Source organism: Fictibacillus sp. S7 (assembly GCF_004127935.1).
GTDB classification, from domain to species: Bacteria; Bacillota; Bacilli; order Bacillales; family Fictibacillaceae; genus Fictibacillus_C; species Fictibacillus_C enclensis.
Genome location: NZ_QJKL01000001.1, coordinates 459,614 through 480,828 on the forward strand (window position 1 = coordinate 459,614; position 21,215 = coordinate 480,828).

Consider the following 21,215-nt stretch of genomic DNA (forward strand, 5'->3'; position numbering starts at 1 on the left):
TTGCAATATATAAGCAGGGCGGCATAAAGGAGGCTGAACATTGGAACTAGAACATCTGCTGAACTCCATAACTGCAGAAAATAAGAAAGCAGTTGCAGTTGCTGCTGCAGAAGATGAAGAAGTTATTGCATCTGTCAAACAGGCCTACGAACGGGGTATCGCATCCTTTATCCTTGTCGGGAATGCTGAAAAAATAAAATTTTTGCTGGAACAGCATAGCTTCGGGGAGGCATCGGACCTGCAGGTCATTGAAGCAAGTCCTGATCAGGCAGCATTGGAAGCGGTCAGACGAGTAAGCAGCGGACAAGCAGACATTCTGATGAAAGGGATGATTCCCACTTCGGATTTGCTGAAAGCCGTTCTTCATAAAGAAGCTGGTCTTCGCACGGGTAAAATATTATCCCATGTGGCTGCGTTTGAGGTTCCTGGCTATGACCGTCTGATTTTTGTGACCGATTCAGGCATGAATATTAATCCTGATTTGCAGCAAAAAGCACAAATCATTGAAAATGCAGCCCTGATTGCCAAAGGAATTGGAGTGGTGATGCCGAAAGTAGCTGTTCTCGCAGCGGTTGAAACGATAAATCCTTCCATGCAGGCAACGCTTGATGCAAGCGCATTGACTGTAATGAACAAGCGGGGCCAAATTTCTTACTGTATCGTTGAAGGACCGTTCGCCTTGGATAATGCCATATCACCTGAAGCGGCAGAACATAAGGGAATTACAGGTGAAGTGGCGGGCAAGGCGGACATCCTGCTTGTCCCGGCCATTGAAACGGGCAACGCCCTGTACAAGTCTCTCATTTATTTTTCCGGAGCAAAAGTCGGTGCAGTCATTGCAGGCGCCCGTGCACCCATCGTGCTAACTTCAAGAGCCGACAGTGCAGAAAGTAAATTATTCTCCATCGCGCTTGCGGTGAAGACATTACAATATAAAAACATCTAGGAGGAATTATAATGGAAATTTTTAAATACATGGAAACGTACGATTATGAGCAAATGGTGATTTGTCAGGATAAACAATCAGGATTAAAAGCGATTATCGTGATTCACGATACAACGCTTGGACCGGCCCTTGGCGGCACAAGAATGTGGACGTACAAATCCGAGGAAGACGCACTGGAAGATGCACTTCGTCTTGCAAGAGGAATGACTTATAAGAATGCCGCAGCCGGACTGAATTTGGGTGGCGGAAAAACGGTTATCATCGGAGATCCGAAAAAAGATAAAAACGAAGAAATGTTCCGCGCCTTTGGCCGCTATATCCAAGGGTTGAATGGCCGTTATATTACTGCAGAAGACGTTGGTACAACTGTTGAGGACATGGATATCATTTATCAGGAAACACCTTTTGTAACAGGCGTTTCTCCGGCGTTTGGCTCTTCTGGAAACCCTTCACCTGTTACCGCTTATGGCGTATACCGCGGAATGAAGGCTGCAGCGAACGAAGCATTTGGAACAGATTCTTTGGAAGGCAAAATTATTGCTGTTCAGGGTGTGGGACACGTTGCTTATAATCTTTGCCGCCACCTGCATGAAGAAGGTGCAAAGCTGATTGTAACGGATATTAATAAAGAAGCTGTTGACCGTGTTGTGGGAGAGTTTGGGGCAACAGCCGTTGATCCTGATGAGATTTACGGAGTGGAATGTGACATTTTTGCACCTTGTGCACTTGGAGCCATCATCAATGATCAAACCATCGGCCAAATTAAAGCAAAGGTGATCGCAGGTGCGGCAAACAACCAGCTGCGTGAAACACGCCACGGGGATGCCATACATGAAATGGGAATCGTCTATGCACCCGATTACGTGATCAATGCAGGAGGAGTAATTAACGTAGCAGATGAACTGAACGGATACAACCGGGACCGTGCAATGAAAAAAGTAGAAACCATTTATGACAACATTGCCAAAGTTATCGAAATCTCAAAGCGCGATCACATTCCGACTTATCTGGCGGCAGACCGTCTGGCCGAGGAACGCATTGAGAGAATGCGCAATTCAAGAAGCCAGTTCCTTCTCAATGAACGTCATATTTTGTCCAGCAGAACTCGTTAATCGCGTTAGTGAATTGGAGGTTTATATGGTGCCTTTGAAAGAACATCGTCTGCTTGTCATTAATCCGGGATCAACCTCTACCAAAATCGGGATTTTCGACAATGAACGTGCCGTATTTGAAAAAACAATTCGCCATGACAGCGATTGTCTTGCTTTATTTGAACAAATTATTGACCAGTATACTTTTCGCAAACAAACGATACTGGAAACTCTTGATCATGAAGGGATCAATATTTCCAGGCTGAATGCCGTGGTTGGCCGCGGCGGGCTGCTTCGGCCGATTGAAGGCGGTACCTATCATGTGAATGAGACTATGCTTGCTGATCTGAGGGAGGGATACGCAGGCGAGCATGCATCCAATCTGGGCGGCATTCTTGCCTTTGAGATCGCTTCAGGACTAAACATTCCTGCCTTGATCGTTGACCCTGTTGTTGTCGATGAGCTCCAGCCAGTCGCAAGGATTTCCGGAATCCCGGATATTGAGCGTAAAAGTATTTTCCATGCTTTAAACCAAAAAGCCGTGGCCAGAAGAGTGGCTGCACAGCTTGGACGTTCCTACCATGATCTGAATTTAATTGTTACGCATATGGGTGGTGGCATTACTGTTGGCGCCCATGCGCTGGGCAAAGTCATCGATGTAAATAACGGCCTTCACGGCGAAGGCCCTTTTTCACCGGAACGCGCAGGAACGGTGCCGATCGGTGATTTGGTAGAGCTGTGCTTCTCCGGGGAATACTATGCAGAAGAACTGCTGAAAAAACTTGTGGGACAAGGCGGACTGGTCGGCTATCTGGGTACCAATGATGCGGTAAAAGTAGAAGAAATGATTGCTGGCGGAAATGAACAGGCCAAATTGATCTATGACGCAATGGCTTACCAGGTAGCGAAAGAAATAGGAGCTCAAAGCACAGTTCTTGGCGGTAAAGTGGACGCCATCATTATCACTGGGGGACTTGCTTATGGCAAAGAATTTGTGAAAAAAATTATGGAACGTGTAGAATGGATAGCGGATGTCATTGTACAGCCAGGAGAAAACGAACTTCAGGCGCTCGCTGAAGGAGGACTCCGTGTCCTGAGAGGCGAGGAACAAGCCAAAGAATACGGCGCAACAGGTGTATTAAGTCCAAACTAACGATACAAAGGAGAACTGTATGGCAACTGATTTTGATCTAGTCATCCTTGGAGGCGGAACAGGCGGATATGTGGCCGCTATTCGCGCCGCTCAGCTTGGGAAAAAAGTAGCAGTGGTTGAAAAAGGGCTGCTTGGCGGTACCTGCCTTCATAAAGGATGCATTCCAAGCAAAGCCCTGCTGAGAAGTGCCGAAGTGTATTCTACTTCAAAGAAAGCAGCAGAATACGGTGTATCCATTGAGGGTGTTACGCTTGATTTTATGAAAGTCCAGGAGCGTAAACAAAAAATCGTGGACCAGCTTCATAACGGTGTCAAACATCTGATGAAAAAAGGGAAAATTGAGGTGTATGAAGGCATTGGACGTATTTTGGGTCCTTCCATTTTTTCTCCGATGCCGGGAACCGTTTCGGTGGAATTAAACAACGGTGATGAAAACGAGATGCTGATTCCGCAAAATGTTATCATTGCGACCGGCTCAAGGCCGCGCAACCTTCCGGGTCTGGTCCTTGACGGAACACATGTCATGTCCTCCGATGATGCACTCAAAATGGAAGAGCTCCCAGCCAGCATCCTCATTATTGGGGGAGGCGTCATTGGAATTGAATGGGCTTCAATGCTGAATGATTTTGGCGTCGAGGTTACGGTGGTGGAATACGCGGACCGCATTCTGCCTACTGAAGACGAGGAAATTTCCAAAGAAGCTGCGCGCATTTTGAAGAAAAAAGGAATTGAACTGGTTACGGGTGCCAAAGTTCTGCCTGAAACACTGAAAAAAGAAGGCGGCCTGCAAATTGAGGCCGAACATAAAAACGGTCAGAAAACCTTCAGTGCGGATAAAATACTTGTTTCTGTCGGACGACAGGCCAACGTGGAAGGCATCGGCCTTGAGAACACCAGCATAAAGTTGGAAAAAGGCTTCATCGAAACGAATGAATATTATCAAACCGCAGAAAGCCATATTTATGCGATTGGTGATGTAATCGGTGGCCTCCAGCTGGCTCATGTGGCTTCGCACGAAGGAATGATTGCTGTTGAGCATCTCTCCAACGAGAAGCCTCACAAGCTGGATTATTCCATGGTTTCAAAATGCATCTACTCTAATCCTGAAATGGCCAGTGTTGGATATACTGAGAAAGAAGCCAAAGAAAAAGGATATAGCGTCAAGATTGGAAAGTTTCCGTTCAAAGCCATCGGGAAGGCACTTGTCTACGGTGAGTCGGATGGGTTTGTCAAGCTGGTTGTGGATGAAAAAACTGATGATCTGCTCGGCGTCCACATGATAGGCCCTCATGTCACTGATATGATCTCAGAAGCGGGGCTTGCAAGGGTGCTTGACGCTACACCTTGGGAGGTTGCCCAAACGGTTCATCCTCACCCAACGCTGTCCGAAGTATTTGGAGAGGCGGCATTGGCTGTGGATGGAAAGGCGATTCATTTCTAAAAACAGGAGGGAAGCTATCATGGGTGAAAACCGACATGAAAGATTAGGATTAACGGACGAAAATGTCCTCGAAATGTATAAAACAATGCTCTTGGCAAGGAAGATTGACGAACGCATGTGGCTGCTCAACCGAGCGGGCAAGATTCCGTTCGTCATTTCCTGCCAGGGTCAGGAAGCTGCCCAAGTGGGAGCAGCAATGGCGCTTGACCGTGAAAAAGACTATGTACTTCCTTATTACCGTGACATGGGAGTCGTTCTTTGGTTTGGCATGACGGCCAGAGACCTCATGCTTTCCGGTTTTGCCAAAGCCGAAGATCCGAGCAGCGGCGGCCGGCAGATGCCGGGGCATTTTGGCGGCAAGAAGTACCGCATCGTTACAGGATCGTCCCCGGTAACGACTCAGGTTCCTCATGCGGTAGGAATGGCGCTTGGCGGTAAACTGGAAGGAAAAGACCTTGTCACTTTTACAACCTTTGGAGAAGGATCATCCAATCAGGGAGACTTTCACGAGGGTATTAACTTTGCGAGTGTACATAAGCTTCCGGTCATCTTTATGTGCGAAAACAACAAGTATGCGATTTCTATCCCGATTCAAAAACAGCTCGCTTGCGAAAATGTGTCCGACCGGGCCGTCGGTTACGGAATTCCTGGTGTAACCGTGGATGGAAACGATCCCCTTGCCGTATACGAAGCAGTGAAGGCTGCTGCAGACCGGGGCCGCCGTGGGGAAGGACCTACGTTGATCGAGGCTGTATCTTACCGGCTGACTCCTCACTCCAGTGATGACGATGACCGGGCTTACCGCAAAAGAGAAGAAGTGGAAGAAGCAAAGGCAAAGGATTCAATCTTTACTTTCGCTAAATATTTAAAAGAAGCTGGCATTCTTTCCGATGAATATGAAAAACTGTGTCATGAGGAAATTGCAGCCATTATTGATGAAGCAACTGACTATGCAGAAGCAGCGCCTTATGCAGATCCTGAATCTGCCATGCGCCATGTTTTTGCAGAGTAGGGGGGAGAAGTTATGCCGATTATTTCTTATATCGATGCCGTAACACAGGCCATCCGCGAAGAGATGCAGCGTGATAATAAAGTATTTGTTGTTGGAGAAGACGTTGGTGTGCGCGGAGGCGTATTCCGTGCTACCGCCGGGCTTATTGAAGAATTTGGCGAGGACCGCGTGATTGATGCGCCGCTTGCTGAATCCGCAATTGCAGGAGTAGGAATAGGAGCTGCCATGTACGGAATGCGGCCGATTGCAGAAATGCAGTTTGCTGACTTTATCATGCCTGCCGTGAACCAGATCGTTTCGGAAGCGGCAAAAATCAGATACCGGTCCAACAATGACTGGACGTGCCCCATTACCATTCGTGCTCCTTATGGCGGCGGCGTGCATGGAGCACTTTATCATTCTCAATCCGTAGAAGCCTTATTTGCCAATGTTCCTGGCCTGAAAATTGTAATGCCTTCTACGCCATATGATGTAAAGGGTCTCCTTAAATCTGCTATCCGCGATGAGGATCCGGTTCTTTTCTTTGAACATAAAAGAGCGTACCGGCTGATTAAAGGAGAAGTGCCAGAGGAAGAATATACACTGCCAATCGGAAAAGCGGATGTAAAGCGTGAAGGTGATGATATCACCGTTATTACATATGGATTATGTGTACATTTTGCATTGCAAGCTGCCGAAAAACTGGAAAAAGACGGTATTTCAGCGCATGTTCTTGATTTGCGTACTGTATACCCGCTGGATAAGGAAGCGATCATTGAAGCAGCTTCCAAAACAGGGAAAGTATTGCTCGTTACTGAAGACAATAAAGAAGGAAGCATTATGAGTGAAGTAGCAGCCATTATTGGAGAGCACTGTTTGTTTGAGCTTGATGCGCCAATCAAACGGCTTGCGGGGCCGGATGTGCCAGCGATGCCTTATGCGCCAACTATGGAAAAATACTTCATGATGAATCCTGAAAAGGTAGAAAAAGCAATGAGGGAACTTGCTGAATTTTAAACAGCAGCGCCAAGGAGGGTGAACACATGGCTACTGAAAAAATTGTAATGCCCCAGCTCGGGGAGAGCGTAACAGAAGGCACCATCAGCAAATGGCTTGTTCAGCCAGGCGATCAGGTGAAAAAGTATGACCCGCTGGCTGAAGTGATGACAGATAAAGTGAATGCCGAAGTACCTTCTTCCTTTACCGGAACCATAAAAGAATTGGTTGCGCAGGAAGGGGAAACTCTGGCTGTAGGTGAGCTGATCTGTTATATCGATACAGAAGGCGGAAATGCCCAGGCTGAACCGAAAGAGGAAACAGCAGCTGCACCTGTTCAACAAGAGGTTACCCACCCTGAAAAGGGTGCGGACGCTGAGGAAAAAAGCCGTCCGAAACGCGAAAAATCAGGAAGCCGTTTTTCTCCTGCCGTGCTCCGACTCGCAGACGAACATAACATTGACCTGAACCAGGTGGAAGGGACAGGAATGGGCGGACGCATTACCCGCAAAGATCTGTTAAAACTGATTGAATCAGGATCGATTCCAGTACCTGGGTCGGCTCCGGCAGCTGAAGCACCAATTCAGGAAGCGGCAAATGTCAAGGCCCCTGAAGCACAAACACCTGCTCCTCAACAGCAGGCTCCTAAATCTGCACCATCTATTGAAAGTTTGCCTGGTGATATAGAAATTCCGGTCACAGGCGTCAGAAAAGCGATCGCGGCCAATATGGTGAGAAGCAAGCATGAAGCACCGCATGCCTGGACGATGGTTGAAGTGGATGTCACAAATCTGGTTGAATACCGCAATAGTGTTAAGAACGAGTTTAAATCGAAAGAAGGATACAATCTGACCTTTCTTCCTTTCTTTATCAAAGCTGTGGTAGAATCCCTCAAAGAATACCCTCAGCTGAATTCCATGTGGGCAGGGGATAAAATCATCCAGAAGAAAGACATCAACATTTCCATTGCTGTAGCAACCGAAACAGCTCTTTACGTTCCGGTTATTAAGAATGCGGATGAAAAAAGCATTAAAGGCGTTGCCCGGGAAGTGAAAGAATTGGCGGATAAGGTCCGCAGCAACCGGTTCGGTGCTGACGATATGAAAGGCGGAACCTTTACGGTGAATAACACAGGTTCCTTTGGTTCTGTCATGTCTACACCAATCATAAATTATCCTCAGGCTGCCATCCTTTCAGTAGAATCGATTGTCAAGCGCCCTGTTGTCATGAACAACGGAATGATCGCGGTACGGGACATGGTTAATCTTTGCCTGTCTCTCGATCACCGTGTACTTGACGGTTTAGTGTGCGGCAGATTCCTCGCCTCCCTCAAGAAACGGCTGGAGAGCATTACACCGGACAATACATCGATTTATTAAAATAGGGGTTTATGGAAAGGGTAAAAGGGTATGTAATAACTATCAACACCTCCATACCCCATAACCCCCTAAAGAAAAGACGCTTCGGATAAGCGTCTTTTCTTTGTATTCCGGAAGAAAACGGGTAAAATAAAAACAGAAAGGGGAGTCTTCAATGAACTTAAACTTTAACTTTTTCATGAATGATGCTGTGGAAGCTGCCCGCCAGGAAATCGTGGAAGCTGGATATATCCAGTTAACGACACCTGACGATGTTGATAAGGCGTTTGCCACATCAGGAACTACTCTTGTGATGATCAACTCAGTATGCGGCTGCGCCGGCGGTATTGCGCGTCCTGCTGCTTCCTATTCCGTAAAGCAAGGTGCACGTCCGGATCAGCTGGTTACCGTATTCGCCGGACAGGATAAAGAAGCAACAGAGCATGCAAGATCTTATTTTACAGGTTACCCTCCTTCCTCTCCTTCGTTCGCACTTATGAAAGACGGAGAGATTCAAATGATGGTGCAGCGCCACGAGATTGAAGGCCATGAACCAATGGAAGTCGTCAACAAGCTGATTGATGCATTTAACACCTACTGTAAATAAGATAAAAAAACCTCTGTCCCGAACTTCCGGGACAGGGGTTTTTTTTGGAAAAACCACGGGGGCGTTTTTATGCGTAAATTATACATAGCAATGTATAGAAATACATTCGGAATTATCAAAAAACTTACTTTCCTCACTTTTTGTGTTAAAATGCATTATATTGAATAAATATGAATGTATAAATTTCAAATAGAGATCAATCAGAGAGTAGGGGGATAACGAATGTTAAAAAAAACGCACGTGCTGCTGACGCTGGCGTTGCTGCTCATTTTCAGTCTGGCTGGGAACGTACTGCCAGGACAGCATCAGGCGGCAGCTAAGGAGAAACACAATAAAACGCTGGTCATGGGAACATCTGCTGATTACGCGCCATATGAGTATATCGATACGGTGAAAGGCAACAAAATTATTGGTTTTGACGTCGATGTGGCCAGACATATTGCGGACAAGCTCGGCTATAATCTCGTGATTAAAGATATGGATTTTAACGGTCTGGTGCCTGCTTTAGATGCAAAGCGGGTTGATTTCGTCATGGCGGGAATGACGCCCAATGCCGAACGTAAGCAGAAAGTGGATTTTTCCGATACCTATTATAAAGCGAAACAACTAATCGTTACCAACGATCCGAAAATCAAGAAGATTGAGGACCTCAAAGGAAAAGCGATTGGTGTGCAGCTCGGTTCCATACAGGAAAAAGAAGCAAAGAAAATCGCGGACAAAGTGGACAATGTATCCATTGAAAAAAGAAATAAAGTTCCAGATCTAGTACAGGAAATTATGTCTAAACGATTTAATGCCGCTGTCATCGAAGACGGAGTCGCCATTGAATATTTGAACAAAAACCCAGATCTCAGTTCGTTTGTCATCCCCGGATCTGCTTCTGCGGGTTCGGCGGTAGCCCTCCAAAAAGGCAGCGGCCTGACGGAGAAGTTCAACAAAGAAATTGCAGCCATGAAGAAGAACGGGGAGCTCGATCAATACGCGAAGAAATGGTTTGAACCTAAAACAGAGAAAAAGGCAGAAAAGAAATCAATCGTCGATTTTTCAACCATCATGCCTTCTATTCCCTACATCTTAAAAGGAATTCTGACCACACTTAAATTTGTGGTCGTGTCCATTCTATTGGGGTTTGTACTCGGAACAATCCTTGCGCTGTTTAAAATCAGCAAAGTGAATGTTCTCCGCTGGGGAGCCGATGCTTATACTTCGATTTTCCGGGGAACACCGCTCATTCTTCAGCTTTTGATTATTTACAATGCCACTCCTCAGCTGACCGGCTATAAAATCGAGCCATTCCTGGCCGGTGTGCTGACGTTCGGACTGAATTCTGCAGCTTATGTTTCAGAGATTATCCGTGCAGGAATCAACGGGGTGGATAAAGGACAGCGCGAGGCTTCCATGGCGCTCGGTGTTTCATACGGCTCCATGATGCGCCAGATCATTTTACCGCAGGCATTAAAAAATATACTGCCGGCGCTGATGAATGAGTTTATTACGCTGACCAAAGAATCGGCCATTATTGCCGTAATTGGTACGACGGATATTATGAGACGTGCCCAAATCGTAGGTGCAGACACCTATCGTTACTTTGAGCCGCTGATTACGGCGGGGATCATTTACTATTTAATGGTGATGGCGTTAACGGTTCTTGGACGCATGCTTGAAAGGAGAATGAGCCGCGGTGATTAAAATAGAAAACCTTCATAAAACATTTGGAAAAAACGAAGTCCTTAAAGGCATTTCAACTGAAATCGGACAGGGAGAAGTCGTGGCTGTGATCGGGCCATCGGGATCCGGTAAATCTACTTTTCTCCGCTGCATTAATATGCTGGAGGAACCAACAGAAGGAACGATTCTGTTCAAAGACCAAGAGGTTACAACCCAGGCATCCAAAATCCAGCAGGTGCGCAAGAAGATTGGTATGGTCTTTCAGCATTTTCATCTGTTTCCGCACATGACCGTTCTGGATAATCTGACGTATGCGCCGGTTACTGTGAACAAAACGGCAAAGCGAGAAGCGGAAGCTGCGGCCCGCGAATTGCTGAAAAGAGTGGGACTGGCGGACAAAGAAGGAGAATATCCTGGCCGCCTTTCCGGAGGACAAAAACAGCGTGTGGCCATCGCCCGGGCGCTGGCCATGAACCCTGAGGTGATGCTGTTTGATGAACCTACTTCTGCACTAGATCCCGAAATGGTAAAAGAGGTGCTCGATGTCATGAAATCACTCGCCCAAAGCGGAATGACCATGGCTATCGTGACCCATGAAATGGGATTTGCGAAGGAAGTGGCAGACCGGGTATTGTTTCTTGATGGCGGTATCCTCGTGGAAGATGCCATACCGGCAGAATTTTTCGCTAAGCCAAAAAGCGAAAGAGCACAAGCTTTTCTTGAAAAAGTACTGTAAGAGACCTTAAAGGGTCTCTTCTTTTTTATATTTAGGCCTCAAAGAAACTTGCGCTTTTTATGTTTGTCCTGCAAGATAATAAGTATTGTGTAACGGAGAATGTAAGAAAGGAAGACAGCTATGCCAGCCATTAAAGTCGGCTACAGAACAATAAAAACAGCAATTGGAACGGCACTGGCGATCGGAATCGCTCAATGGCTCGGTCTTGAGTTTTACAGCTCGGCAGGAATTCTGACGATTCTATGCGTTAAAGTTACCCAGAAGAGATCCCTGATCACCTCCTGGGAGCGTTTTGCCGCCTGTCTCATCGGCATTGTGTTCGCGGCCATTTTTTTCACCGTACTTGGTTACCATCCCTGGAGCATTGGACTTTTGATCCTGCTGTTTTTTCCCGTACTTGTCGGGTTGAATTTAAAAGAGGGGATCATTACAAGCTCGGTTATCATCCTTCATTTGTATACCCTTGAATATATCAGCTGGAAGGCGGCCGGAAATGAAGTGGCGCTGATCACCATCGGAATCGGTATGGCACTGCTGGTTAACCTCTATATGCCAAGCATGGAGCTTACACTCAAAAAGATTCAAGGGGACCTTGAGGATCAGTTTAAAGCCATCTTTCTTGAATTTCGTGCCTATTTGTATGATCATGAGCATTTGTGGGACGGAAAAGAGATCACGAGATCGGCACAGCTGATTGATGAAGGGAAAGACCTTGCGTTCCGTGACGTGGAGAATCATACAGTTCGTTATGAAAATGAGTATTATCATTATTTCAAAATGAGGGAAAAACAACTGGAGCTGATTGAACGGATGATCCCCATTTTGTCATCCATTGATGAGCGGTATATACAGGGCTATATTCTCGGAGACTTCTTTGGTGAACTGAGCGAAGCGGTTCATCCCGGAAATACGGCGGTCATTTACCTGGACAGCATTGAAAAGATGAGAGATAAATTCCGTGAGATGGATCTGCCAAAAAACCGGGCGGAATTTGAAACCCGCTCCAAGCTTCATCATCTCCTGAACGAAATCGAACGCTACCTTCTGATCAAAAAAGCTTTCAAGAAAAGCGACATATAATAAAAAAATAAGCCGACAAGGCTTATTTTTTTTTTATCTCTACTATTAAAAGAAAGCGCTGATTCCGGCCATCAAGGTTGTCAGCAGCAAGGATGCCAGCATGATAAAAACGACGGTCTTGATTACTTTTTGGGACATACCAACCCTCCTTATCCACTGTTATTGTACAAAGATTTGAACCATGTTACAAGGATTCCTGCGTTTTCTCATTATTTTGAGAGAAAAAGAAGGAAAAAGCGTTTTCAAAAAGAAAGTAATCATAGGGAAGATAATGTCGAATGATAGGTGACAGGAGGCAACCATATGATAAAACATCAGGAGCGAGTGAAAAAGTGGAAGCTGGCCACAGAGAAAAGCATGCAGCGGTTTCCAGAGAGAAAGGAACGATTCGAGACCAGTTCCAAATTTGAAATCAGCCGACTTTACGGTGCAGAACAGGAAAACTATGATATAGAAAAACTCGGACTTCCTGGCGAATATCCATATACGCGGGGAATACAGCCGACCATGTACCGGGCTCGCTACTGGACCATGAGGCAGTATGCCGGGTTCGGATCAGCCGAAGAGACGAACAAGCGGTTTCGTTACCTTTTGCAGCAAGGGCAAACCGGTCTTTCCGTGGCTTTTGATTTGCCAACACAGATTGGCTACGATTCCGACCACTCCATGTCCAAGGGAGAAGTGGGGAAAGTAGGAGTTGCCATTGATTCGCTCGAAGATATGGAAGCGCTTTTACGGGAGATCCCCCTTGACCAGGTGAGCACGTCGATGACGATCAATGCTCCGGCATCCGTGCTCCTTGCCATGTATATCGTGGTGGCTGAAAAGCAGGGAATTTCGCCGGAAACGATATCTGGTACTATTCAAAATGATATTTTAAAAGAATATATTGCAAGAGGGACGTATATTTTTCCGCCCAAGCCTTCCATGAGGCTGATTACCGATATTTTTGCATATTGTAAAGAACAGGTGCCGAAATGGAATACGATCAGCATATCAGGCTACCATATTCGGGAAGCAGGAGCTAATGCAGTTCAGGAGCTTGCCTTTACCATTGCCAATGGCAAAGCCTATGTGGATGCCGCGATTGAAGCCGGTTTGAACATTGATGATTTTGCGCCGAGACTGGCCTTTTTCTTTAACGCTCATAACCAGTTTTTTGAAGAGGTTGCCAAATTCCGTGCTGCCAGGAGAATCTGGGCAAAATTGATGAAGGATACATATGGCGCCCGAAATCCGAAAAGCTGGCAGCTTCGCTTTCATACCCAGACGGGGGGATCCACCTTGACTGCACAGCAGCCTGACAATAATATTGTTCGGGTTACCCTGCAGGCGCTGGCTGCGGTTATGGGAGGAACACAAAGTTTGCATACCAATTCCAGGGATGAGGCCCTCGCCCTTCCTACCGAAGATTCTGCGAGAATTGCGCTCAGGACGCAGCAGATCATCGCTCATGAAAGTGGCGTGGCAGACACGGTGGACCCGCTTGCCGGCTCGTACTTTGTGGAACACTTGACCGATGTCATGGAAGAAGAGGTTGGAAAATATCTCGAGAAAATTGAATCCCTTGGCGGAGCAGTGGCCGCGGTCGAGCAAGGATACATGCAGCGGGAGATTCATCATACAGCCTATGAAACTCAAAAGGCGATCGAAAAAGGTGAAGAAATCATTGTCGGGATGAACTCGTACACCCTTGAGAATGAAGTGAGGCCGGAACTCTTACGTGTAGACCCGACCCTCGGTGAAAAGCAGAAGGAAAAACTGACGCGATTGCGGAACTCAAGGGACCAAAACCGAGCGAGCGCTCGGTTGGAAGCGTTGCGTCTAGGAGCAAAGGGGACAGAAAACCTGATGCCGCTTATTGTGGACTGTGTTCGTGATTATTGCACAATTGGAGAAATCTGCGGCATTCTTCGGGAAGAGTTTGGAGAGTATACGGGAGTATAGACAGACAGGAGTGGATGAATAATGAATAAGAAAATACGTGTGCTGGTTGCGAAACCAGGCCTGGATGGGCATGACCGGGGAGCGCTGGTTATTTCTCAGGCTCTTCGCGATTATGGCATGGAGGTTATCTATACAGGGCTTCGTCAGACGCCGCAGCAAATCGTGGCAGCCGCCGTGCAGGAGGATGTGGATGCCATTGGATTATCATGTCTTTCAGGTGCCCATAATGAACTGTTTCCGGAAGTGATGGCTCTTTTAAAGGAACGCGGAGCGGGTGATATCATCGTCGTTGGCGGAGGTGTGATTCCATGGGAGGATATCCCGTTTCTAGAATCGGCAGGCGTCCAAAAAATATTTACTCCTGGCACACCCACTATTGAAACGGCAAAGTTCATTGAAGCCGCGGTTCGTGCCCGGGACGGCTATCCCGCTTCAATCGGCATGGAGCCTCCCAAAAAAATCGATCATATTGGAATAGCAGTTGAATCCTTGGACGAAGTACTTCCGTTTTACGTGAACACGCTTGGTTTGAAACTTGAAGCTATTGAAGAAGTGCCTTCACAAAACGTAAAGGTGGCTTTTATCAAAATTGGTGAGAGCCGCCTCGAGCTGCTTGAACCGTTAAGTGAAGAGAGCCCGATCAGGCAATTCATCACAAAACGGGGGCAGGGGGTTCATCATGTCGCCCTTGGCGTGGAAGGAATTTCAGAGCGGATCGGTGAGCTTAAAAATGCAGGCATCAAAATGATTCAGGAAGAACCGGTAAAAGGTGCCGGCGGTGCTTCCATTGCGTTTATTCATCCTTCTTCCGCACACAAGGTGCTGTTCGAACTGTGTGACAAAACGGAAATTGAAGGAGGCGCTTCCTAAATGGATATGTACGATAAAATGGATGAATTATATGACAGAAAACGTGAAATCGAGCTTGGCGGTGGAGATGATAAAATCGACAAGCAGCATGAGCGGGGAAAATTAACGGCCAGGGAACGGATTGACCTGTTGCTTGATGAAGGCAGCTTCATTGAGCTGAACCCCTTTATTGAACACCGATGTACCGACTTTGGCCTGGAAAATATGAAAGCTCCCGGGGAAGGTGTGGTCACGGGGTATGGAAAAATTCACGGCCGTCCGGTATATTTGTTTGCTCAGGACTTTACCGTTTTTGGCGGTGCGCTTGGCGAGATGCATGCCCATAAGATCGCCAATGTCATGGACCTTGCAGCCAAGAACGGTACACCTTTCATCGGATTGAATGATTCAGGTGGAGCACGCATCCAGGAAGGGGTTGTGTCGCTCGATGGCTATGGGCAAATTTTCTACAGAAACTCCATCTACTCGGGGGTAATCCCACAAATCTCGGTGATCCTGGGACCGTGTGCAGGCGGCGCGGTTTATTCACCGGCGATTACCGACTTTGTGTTCATGGTGGAAAAAACGAGCCAGATGTTCATTACGGGGCCAAAAGTAATTGAGACCGTGACGGGTGAAAAGATTTCTTCTGAAGATCTTGGAGGGGCAAAAGTTCACAGCACGAAAAGTGGAAATGCTCATTTTATGGGCGAAACGGAGGCTGAGGTTCTCGAACAGGTGAGAGCTTTGGTGGAACTGCTTCCTCAGAATAATAAAGAAAAATCGGACATCAAGGAAGGAAATCCGCAAGCAAGCGATGACCTTCCTGAAATTGCTGACGTGGTTCCTGTGGATGCAACCAAACCATACGATGTACGAAAAGTAATCGAGCAGGTGGTTGACTCCGATACGTTTTTGGAGGTGCACGCTCATTTTGCGAGAAATATAGTCGTTGGTTTTGCAAGGATCAAGGGAGAAGTGGTAGGATTAGTATGTAATCAGCCAAAAGTGATGGCTGGCGGCCTTGATATTGATTCTTCGGATAAGGCATCGCGCTTTATTCGGTTTTGTGACGCTTTCAATATTCCGATCATCACCTTTGAGGACGTCACCGGGTTTTTTCCAGGAATTAAACAGGAGCATGGCGGAATCATAAGACACGGAGCCAAAATTCTTTATGCCTATTCCGAAGCCACTGTTCCGAAAATCACCGTAATCACCCGTAAGGCATATGGCGGTGCCTATGTGGCATTAAACAGCAAATCGATCGGGGCGGATCTGGTTTTTGCCTGGCCTAATGCGGAGATTGCCGTGATGGGGCCTCAGGGAGCTGCCAATATTATTTTTGCAAGAGAAATTGAGCAAAGTGAGAATCCAGAAGCGACCAGACAGGCTAAAATCGATGAATACCGCACGAAGTTTGCCAATCCTTATGTTGCGGCGGCAAGGGGCATGGTTGATGATGTAATCGATCCGCGTGACACTAGGATCAAGTGCATCCAGGCTCTTGAAATGCTGCGCACAAAACAGGAAGAACGGCCCTGGAAAAAACATGGCAATATCCCGTTATAATGGAGGAAAGACATAATGGTAAATGAACAACGATTGCTGGATGAATTTTTGGAATTGGTTCAGATCGATTCTGAAACAAAATTTGAAAAAGAGATTTCCAAAGTATTAACTAAAAAATTCACTGATTTGGGCGTGGAAGTTTTTGAGGATGACGCCGAATCAACAACAGAACACGGAGCAGGCAATTTGATTTGCACACTGAAAGGGAATAAAGAGGGAATCGATCCGATTTATTTCACATCACACATGGATACAGTGGTGCCAGGTGTAGGCGTCCAGCCTTCAATTAAGGGCGGATATGTTGTTACAGACGGAACCACCATTCTCGGAGCGGATGACAAGGCTGGCCTGTCGGCAATGTTTGAAGCCTTGAGAATTTTAAAAGAAAAAAATATTAAGCACGGTGATATTCAATTTATCATTACCGTGGGTGAGGAATCCGGCCTCGTAGGAGCAAAAGAACTTGATCCTTCCAAGATTACCGCCAAATTCGGTTTTGCACTCGACAGTGATGGCAAGGTGGGTGACATCATTGTGGCTGCTCCTACTCAGGCCAAACTGATTGTTGATATTTATGGAAAAACCGCACATGCCGGTGTAGCACCGGAAAAAGGTGTGTCTGCAATTACCATTGCAGCCAAGGCGGTCTCAAAAATGCCGCTTGGCCGCATTGATGAAGAAACAACAGCTAATATTGGAAGGTTTGAAGGCGGATCGCAAACCAACATTGTATGCGACCATGTTTCCATTCTGGCAGAGGCACGTTCTCTCATCGCAGAAAAAATGGAACAGCAGGTTGCAAAGATGAAAGAAGCGTTTGAAAACACGGCAGAAAGCCTTGGCGGCCGTGCAGATGTTGCTGTAAAAGTGATGTATCCAGGGTTTAAATTCGGAGATGGCGACCATGTCGTGGAAGTTGCGAAAAAAGCGGCCGCACGGGTTAACCGCCCTCACCGCCTGCTGCAAAGTGGTGGTGGAAGTGATGCGAACGTGATCGCAGGACATGGCATTCCAACCGTGAATCTGGCGGTAGGCTATGAGGACATTCACACCAAAAATGAAAAAATGCCAATTGAAGAACTGGTAAAAACAGCTGAAATTGTGGTTGCAGTTATTCAAGAGGTTGCAGGAGAATAATAAAAAGGGCCAGCCACGAAATTGTGTTGGCCCTCTTTTTTTCTTGATTGCAGGCTGTACGTTTGAATTGACAGGAACCTCAGCTGTTAGTATATTTGGTGGTAGTTTAATTGTGGAAAATTATGTTTAAATTGGATGAAGAGCCGGAGGGATAGGATGAGTGAAGTTGCGGACATGCATATGATGATGAATTATGTGCGGGGAGTCTATAAAGTTTTGGAGGAAGATTGGCAAAAGTCTGCTAAGGCGCTTGGCCTGACACAAGCGGAGCAGCATATTTTGTGGATTGTATCCTTTGAACAGGAAGCCACCATATCACGTATTGCCCAACTCGGATTATGGGATGTTTCAACCGTAATGCAGGTGATTAAACGATTGAAAGAAAAAGGGTTGGTGCAGATGCTGAAAAAGGATCATGACCGGAGAATTTCGTATGTTAGTCTCACTGAAGAAGGGGCTAAAAAACAGGAGATGTCCGCCGAAGGAAAAAATTCAATTTATGAATATTTGCGGACATGGGGGCAGCAGGAAGATCAAGCGGAGTTCCTGCTTCAGCTGGGCCGGTTACATAAAGAAATAAATCAGCATTTCCATGGCTCGGAGTATGTGGAGTGGGTTGAAGCCACCGGGAAGCAGCTGAGGAGCGAGGTGAAGACAAGGTAAATACGCCTTGTCTTTTTTGACGGTGTCCGAGTCTCAACGGCTTTTGCCTTTTATTCTCGTTTCTCTTTTCATATAATAATGATGGAATCCATGAAAAGGAGAGGGAAGCACATGGATCGTTCAACTCATAAACGCAGATTCATTCTGCATGTGGACATGAATAGCTTTTATGCTTCTGTGGAAAGCATGATGGATCCCGCATTAAAAGGCAAGCCGCTTGCGATTGCAGGAAATCCCGAAGAACGCAGGGGCATCATTGTCACATGCAGCTATGAAGCGAGGAAGTTTGGTGTTAAAACCACCATGACCCTCTGGCAGGCAAAAAGACTGTGTCCTTCCCTGATTGTACGCAGGCCTGATTTTCCAAAATACAGAATGATGTCGAACCGGATGTTTCAACTTCTGAAGGAGTACACTAATCTCGTGGAACCTGTATCCATTGATGAAGGCTATTTGGATGTCACAGCTTCATCCATGAACCCTGTTGAACTCGCAGGTGAAATACAAAACAGGATCTATCATGAGCTTGGATTGCCCTGCAGCATAGGAATCGCACCCAATAAGTTTCTTGCCAAAATGGCATCTGACATGAAAAAACCCATGGGTATTACGGTTTTAAGAAAAAGGGAAATGAGTACCATCCTTTGGCCGCTAGGCGTAGGGGAGATGCATGGCATTGGCCAAGCAACGGAAGAGAAGTTGAAAACATTCAACATTCATACCATCGGTGACCTCGCAAAAGAAGATGCGTACAGCCTGAAGCACCGTTTTGGAATCAATGGGATAAAGATGTGGGAGCGTGCCAACGGCATTGATGACCGGCCCGTTAATCCCGAGCGTGCTTCTGAGTTTCAGTCCGTTGGAAATTCCACCACACTGGCAGAAGACCTGGATCATGAACCGGAAATTAAAAGGGTCTTTGAAAGCCTTGCAGAGTCGGTTGAACGGAGGATGAAGCAAAAGAAAGTGGTGGGGCAAAATCTGCAGATTGTCATAAGGTATTCAGACAGAAAGACGGTGACGCGGAGTAAATCCCTTGAAAACCCATTTCATGATAAGAACATCATCCTTAAAATGGCATGGAATTTATTTAAAAAGCATTGGAATGGAGATCCCATTCGGCTTCTTGGCATTACAGCAGCAGATGTTATCCCCCGGGAAAATGCCTATAAACAAATGGATCTTTTTACGTTCGAACAGGAAAAAAAGCAAGAAGATGTTAACCGGTTGGTCAGTGACCTTCAAAAAAAGTTTGGGCAGCAATCCATCATCAGAGGCAAATGGAAGGCAGGTCCATCATAACCTTTATAGATAGAAGCTTTTTAATCCCGGGTGGTGATCATATTTTGGGAAAAGTCGTCAAGCTCTGGCTCTTGATTGGAATGGTAGGATTAGCGGCTTTCTTTGTTCTGCTTGCCCTGGGGTATAGCGGTTCGGAAGTGGAAAAAATGGACCACATGATTATTTCTGCTTTGACCGCTTATCAGCCCGGGGAGTTGACCCGGCTTTTTATCTGGATTACCAACAGCGCCGCAAAAACGAATGAATGGCTTTCGTTGCTGGTCTTCTCTGTTTTTTTTATTATCTGGCGCCGGCAGTGGCTGGAACCCCTCGTTTTAACGATTTGTCTATTTACAACCCGCTATGGGAATTTTTTTCTGAAAGATGTGTATGAAAGAGAACGGCCATCCTTTCATCAGCTCGTGGAGATTGGCGGGTACAGCTTTCCAAGTGGACACGCCATGATTTCAGCCGGATTTTTCGGATTGCTTTTTTATTTTTTGGCGGTCCACATAAAGCGGACGTGGGCAAGGCGCCTGGTGGCTGCCTTGGGTTCTTTGTATATTTTACTTGTGGGTATGAGCCGGATCTATCTTGGCGTGCATTATCCGAGCGATGTGGTGGCTGGTTTTTTGGCCGGCGGAAGTTTGCTTTTACTTTTTATCATTCTCTACCAGCTGCTGGCGGTTTTTATTTTATGGCATGAAAGGAAGAGTTGAGATATGGAACTTCATTTTTTGGGCACAGGAGCCGGAATGCCATCGAAAGAGAGGAATGTTTCATCCGTTGCGCTGAAATTTCTTCAACGAGGTGGAGAGGTTTGGCTTTTTGACTGCGGGGAAGCTACGCAGCATCAAATTTTGCATACTTCGGCCATTAAGCCGCGTAAAATCACTAAGATTTTCATTACTCATCTTCATGGGGACCACATTTTTGGGCTTCCCGGGCTGCTTGGCAGCAGGTCATTTCAAAGCGGTGAAGATAGCCTGCTTACGGTATATGGCCCTCCGGGAATCAAAGAGTACTTGGAAATCTGCCTGAAGGTAAGCTCAACCTACCTCACCTATCCCTTTGAAGTGATTGAAATCTCGGAAGGACTGATTTGTGAGGAAAATGGCCGTTGCGTTTACAGCAGTCTGCTCGATCACGTGATTCCCTGTTTTGGGTACCGCGTGGAAGAATCCACACAGCCCGGCAAACTGAAAGCGGAGCTGCTGCAAAAAAGCGGAGTGTCTCCCGGCCCTTTGTATCAGGAGCTGAAAAAAGGCAAAGATTTGACGCTGCCAGACGGAACCGTTCTTAAAAGCAAGGATTTTCTTTCCGCTCCCGTTCCGGGAAGAATTATTACGATCCTGGGTGATACCAAAGCTTGCGACAACGCCATAAAGCTTGGGAAAGACGCTACGGTGCTTGTGCATGAAGCGACGTTTCTTCATGAATTGGCTGAACAGGCTGCCGAATTTGGCCATTCTTCTGCAAAAATCGCAGCCTTGACCGCCAGGAAGGCGAATGCTTCCTCATTGATCATCAATCATATCAGTTCCAGGTATCATAAAGAACAGAAACATCTGCTGTTGGAGGAAGCGCGGGAGGTATTTCCCAATACATCAATGGCAAATGACTTTTCCGTATTTCCGCTGGAAAAGCCCATAGCAGCTGATATGGAAAAATGAGCGAAGAGAAGTGACCCACATTTGGA

The 21,215-nt window shown here is 46.5% G+C and carries 20 protein-coding genes; 19 read left to right on the forward strand and 1 reads right to left on the reverse strand.

Translation table 11 applies throughout. From position 1 onward, the window contains the following. Positions 1-40: 40 nt before the first annotated feature. The 11 genes from yqiS to DMO16_RS02415 all read left to right on the forward strand — a co-directional run bounded on the left by yqiS (position 41) and on the right by DMO16_RS02415 (position 12,067). Positions 41-946: a phosphate butyryltransferase gene (gene yqiS, locus DMO16_RS02365; RefSeq protein ID WP_129475146.1), complete on the forward strand. Its 906-nt coding sequence runs from the start codon at positions 41-43 to the stop codon at positions 944-946. A gap of 11 nt (positions 947-957) precedes the next feature. Further along, positions 958-2,058, forward strand: a complete 1,101-nt coding sequence (gene bcd / locus DMO16_RS02370) for a branched-chain amino acid dehydrogenase (protein ID WP_061970915.1) — start codon at positions 958-960, stop codon at positions 2,056-2,058. A 25-nt stretch (positions 2,059-2,083) separates the two neighbouring features. After that, positions 2,084-3,190 carry a butyrate kinase gene (gene buk, locus DMO16_RS02375; RefSeq protein ID WP_206738043.1) on the forward strand — a complete coding sequence of 369 codons (1,107 nt, stop codon included), beginning with the start codon at positions 2,084-2,086 and terminating at the stop codon, positions 3,188-3,190. Positions 3,191-3,209: 19 nt separating this feature from the next. Continuing rightward, positions 3,210-4,631, forward strand: a complete 1,422-nt coding sequence (gene lpdA, locus DMO16_RS02380) for a dihydrolipoyl dehydrogenase (RefSeq protein WP_129475148.1) — start codon at positions 3,210-3,212, stop codon at positions 4,629-4,631. A gap of 19 nt (positions 4,632-4,650) precedes the next feature. After that, on the forward strand, positions 4,651-5,643 hold the full coding sequence (locus DMO16_RS02385) for a thiamine pyrophosphate-dependent dehydrogenase E1 component subunit alpha (RefSeq protein WP_061970908.1): 993 nt from the start codon (positions 4,651-4,653) through the stop codon (positions 5,641-5,643). Between the two features lie 12 nt (positions 5,644-5,655). Next, positions 5,656-6,639 carry an alpha-ketoacid dehydrogenase subunit beta gene (locus tag DMO16_RS02390; RefSeq protein WP_061970906.1) on the forward strand — a complete coding sequence of 328 codons (984 nt, stop codon included), beginning with the start codon at positions 5,656-5,658 and terminating at the stop codon, positions 6,637-6,639. 26 nt (positions 6,640-6,665) lie between these two features. Continuing rightward, positions 6,666-7,997 (forward strand): dihydrolipoamide acetyltransferase family protein, encoded by a 1,332-nt coding sequence (locus DMO16_RS02395; RefSeq protein ID WP_129475150.1) that lies wholly within the window; start codon positions 6,666-6,668, stop codon positions 7,995-7,997. 154 nt (positions 7,998-8,151) lie between these two features. Then, positions 8,152-8,583 carry a BrxA/BrxB family bacilliredoxin gene (locus DMO16_RS02400; protein WP_061970900.1) on the forward strand — a complete coding sequence of 144 codons (432 nt, stop codon included), beginning with the start codon at positions 8,152-8,154 and terminating at the stop codon, positions 8,581-8,583. 222 nt (positions 8,584-8,805) lie between these two features. Beyond that, positions 8,806-10,272 carry an ABC transporter substrate-binding protein/permease gene (locus DMO16_RS25100; RefSeq protein ID WP_061970898.1) on the forward strand — a complete coding sequence of 489 codons (1,467 nt, stop codon included), beginning with the start codon at positions 8,806-8,808 and terminating at the stop codon, positions 10,270-10,272. Beyond that, positions 10,265-10,987 carry an amino acid ABC transporter ATP-binding protein gene (locus DMO16_RS02410; protein WP_129475152.1) on the forward strand — a complete coding sequence of 241 codons (723 nt, stop codon included), beginning with the start codon at positions 10,265-10,267 and terminating at the stop codon, positions 10,985-10,987. The genes DMO16_RS25100 and DMO16_RS02410 overlap by 8 nt, the downstream gene beginning before the upstream one ends. Before the next feature lie 120 nt (positions 10,988-11,107). Continuing rightward, positions 11,108-12,067: an aromatic acid exporter family protein gene (locus tag DMO16_RS02415; protein WP_129475154.1), complete on the forward strand. Its 960-nt coding sequence runs from the start codon at positions 11,108-11,110 to the stop codon at positions 12,065-12,067. A 45-nt stretch (positions 12,068-12,112) separates the two neighbouring features. Here DMO16_RS02415 and prli42 read toward each other — a convergent pair whose 3' ends face one another. Continuing rightward, a complete protein-coding gene (prli42, locus tag DMO16_RS24095) occupies positions 12,113-12,205 on the reverse strand; it encodes a stressosome-associated protein Prli42 (protein ID WP_156412565.1) in 93 nt (30 codons plus the stop codon). A gap of 219 nt (positions 12,206-12,424) precedes the next feature. Between prli42 and DMO16_RS02420 the strand changes: the two genes are divergently transcribed. The 8 genes from DMO16_RS02420 (at position 12,425) to rnz (ending at position 21,189) form a co-directional block, all read left to right on the forward strand. After that, positions 12,425-14,014, forward strand: coding sequence for an acyl-CoA mutase large subunit family protein (locus tag DMO16_RS02420; protein ID WP_425590056.1), 1,590 nt, complete (start codon positions 12,425-12,427; stop codon positions 14,012-14,014). A gap of 21 nt (positions 14,015-14,035) precedes the next feature. Further along, positions 14,036-14,884 carry a methylmalonyl-CoA epimerase gene (gene mce, locus DMO16_RS02425; protein WP_061970891.1) on the forward strand — a complete coding sequence of 283 codons (849 nt, stop codon included), beginning with the start codon at positions 14,036-14,038 and terminating at the stop codon, positions 14,882-14,884. Further along, complete coding sequence (locus tag DMO16_RS02430) at positions 14,885-16,435, forward strand: acyl-CoA carboxylase subunit beta (RefSeq protein ID WP_061970890.1); 1,551 nt, start codon at positions 14,885-14,887, stop codon at positions 16,433-16,435. Positions 16,436-16,450: 15 nt separating this feature from the next. After that, positions 16,451-17,572 (forward strand): tripeptidase T, encoded by a 1,122-nt coding sequence (locus DMO16_RS02435; RefSeq protein WP_129475158.1) that lies wholly within the window; start codon positions 16,451-16,453, stop codon positions 17,570-17,572. A 156-nt stretch (positions 17,573-17,728) separates the two neighbouring features. Continuing rightward, positions 17,729-18,235: a winged helix DNA-binding protein gene (locus DMO16_RS02440; protein ID WP_061970885.1), complete on the forward strand. Its 507-nt coding sequence runs from the start codon at positions 17,729-17,731 to the stop codon at positions 18,233-18,235. A gap of 111 nt (positions 18,236-18,346) precedes the next feature. Then, positions 18,347-19,537, forward strand: a complete 1,191-nt coding sequence (locus DMO16_RS02445; protein WP_061970883.1) for a DNA polymerase IV — start codon at positions 18,347-18,349, stop codon at positions 19,535-19,537. A gap of 44 nt (positions 19,538-19,581) precedes the next feature. Beyond that, a complete protein-coding gene (locus DMO16_RS02450; RefSeq protein ID WP_061970880.1) occupies positions 19,582-20,235 on the forward strand; it encodes a phosphatase PAP2 family protein in 654 nt (217 codons plus the stop codon). A 3-nt stretch (positions 20,236-20,238) separates the two neighbouring features. Next, positions 20,239-21,189: a ribonuclease Z gene (gene rnz, locus DMO16_RS02455; protein WP_129475160.1), complete on the forward strand. Its 951-nt coding sequence runs from the start codon at positions 20,239-20,241 to the stop codon at positions 21,187-21,189. Positions 21,190-21,215: the final 26 nt, after the last annotated feature.

Excerpts from the sequence above, each read along its gene's own strand:
- mce (WP_061970891.1), top strand. The coding sequence starts at position 14,036 with ATGAATAAGAAAATACGTGTGCTGGTTGCGAAACCAGGCCTGGATGGG.
- DMO16_RS02400 (WP_061970900.1), top strand. The coding sequence starts at position 8,152 with ATGAACTTAAACTTTAACTTTTTCATGAATGATGCTGTGGAAGCTGCC.
- prli42 (WP_156412565.1), bottom strand. The coding sequence starts at position 12,205 with ATGTCCCAAAAAGTAATCAAGACCGTCGTTTTTATCATGCTGGCATCC.
- DMO16_RS02415 (WP_129475154.1), top strand. The coding sequence starts at position 11,108 with ATGCCAGCCATTAAAGTCGGCTACAGAACAATAAAAACAGCAATTGGA.
- DMO16_RS02385 (WP_061970908.1), top strand. The coding sequence starts at position 4,651 with ATGGGTGAAAACCGACATGAAAGATTAGGATTAACGGACGAAAATGTC.
- bcd (WP_061970915.1), top strand. The coding sequence starts at position 958 with ATGGAAATTTTTAAATACATGGAAACGTACGATTATGAGCAAATGGTG.
- rnz (WP_129475160.1), top strand. The coding sequence starts at position 20,239 with ATGGAACTTCATTTTTTGGGCACAGGAGCCGGAATGCCATCGAAAGAG.
- DMO16_RS02435 (WP_129475158.1), top strand. The coding sequence starts at position 16,451 with ATGGTAAATGAACAACGATTGCTGGATGAATTTTTGGAATTGGTTCAG.
- DMO16_RS02420 (WP_425590056.1), top strand. The coding sequence starts at position 12,425 with ATGCAGCGGTTTCCAGAGAGAAAGGAACGATTCGAGACCAGTTCCAAA.
- DMO16_RS25100 (WP_061970898.1), top strand. The coding sequence starts at position 8,806 with ATGTTAAAAAAAACGCACGTGCTGCTGACGCTGGCGTTGCTGCTCATT.
- DMO16_RS02430 (WP_061970890.1), top strand. The coding sequence starts at position 14,885 with ATGGATATGTACGATAAAATGGATGAATTATATGACAGAAAACGTGAA.
- DMO16_RS02445 (WP_061970883.1), top strand. The coding sequence starts at position 18,347 with ATGGATCGTTCAACTCATAAACGCAGATTCATTCTGCATGTGGACATG.
- DMO16_RS02440 (WP_061970885.1), top strand. The coding sequence starts at position 17,729 with ATGAGTGAAGTTGCGGACATGCATATGATGATGAATTATGTGCGGGGA.
- DMO16_RS02390 (WP_061970906.1), top strand. The coding sequence starts at position 5,656 with ATGCCGATTATTTCTTATATCGATGCCGTAACACAGGCCATCCGCGAA.
- DMO16_RS02395 (WP_129475150.1), top strand. The coding sequence starts at position 6,666 with ATGGCTACTGAAAAAATTGTAATGCCCCAGCTCGGGGAGAGCGTAACA.
- buk (WP_206738043.1), top strand. The coding sequence starts at position 2,084 with ATGGTGCCTTTGAAAGAACATCGTCTGCTTGTCATTAATCCGGGATCA.
- lpdA (WP_129475148.1), top strand. The coding sequence starts at position 3,210 with ATGGCAACTGATTTTGATCTAGTCATCCTTGGAGGCGGAACAGGCGGA.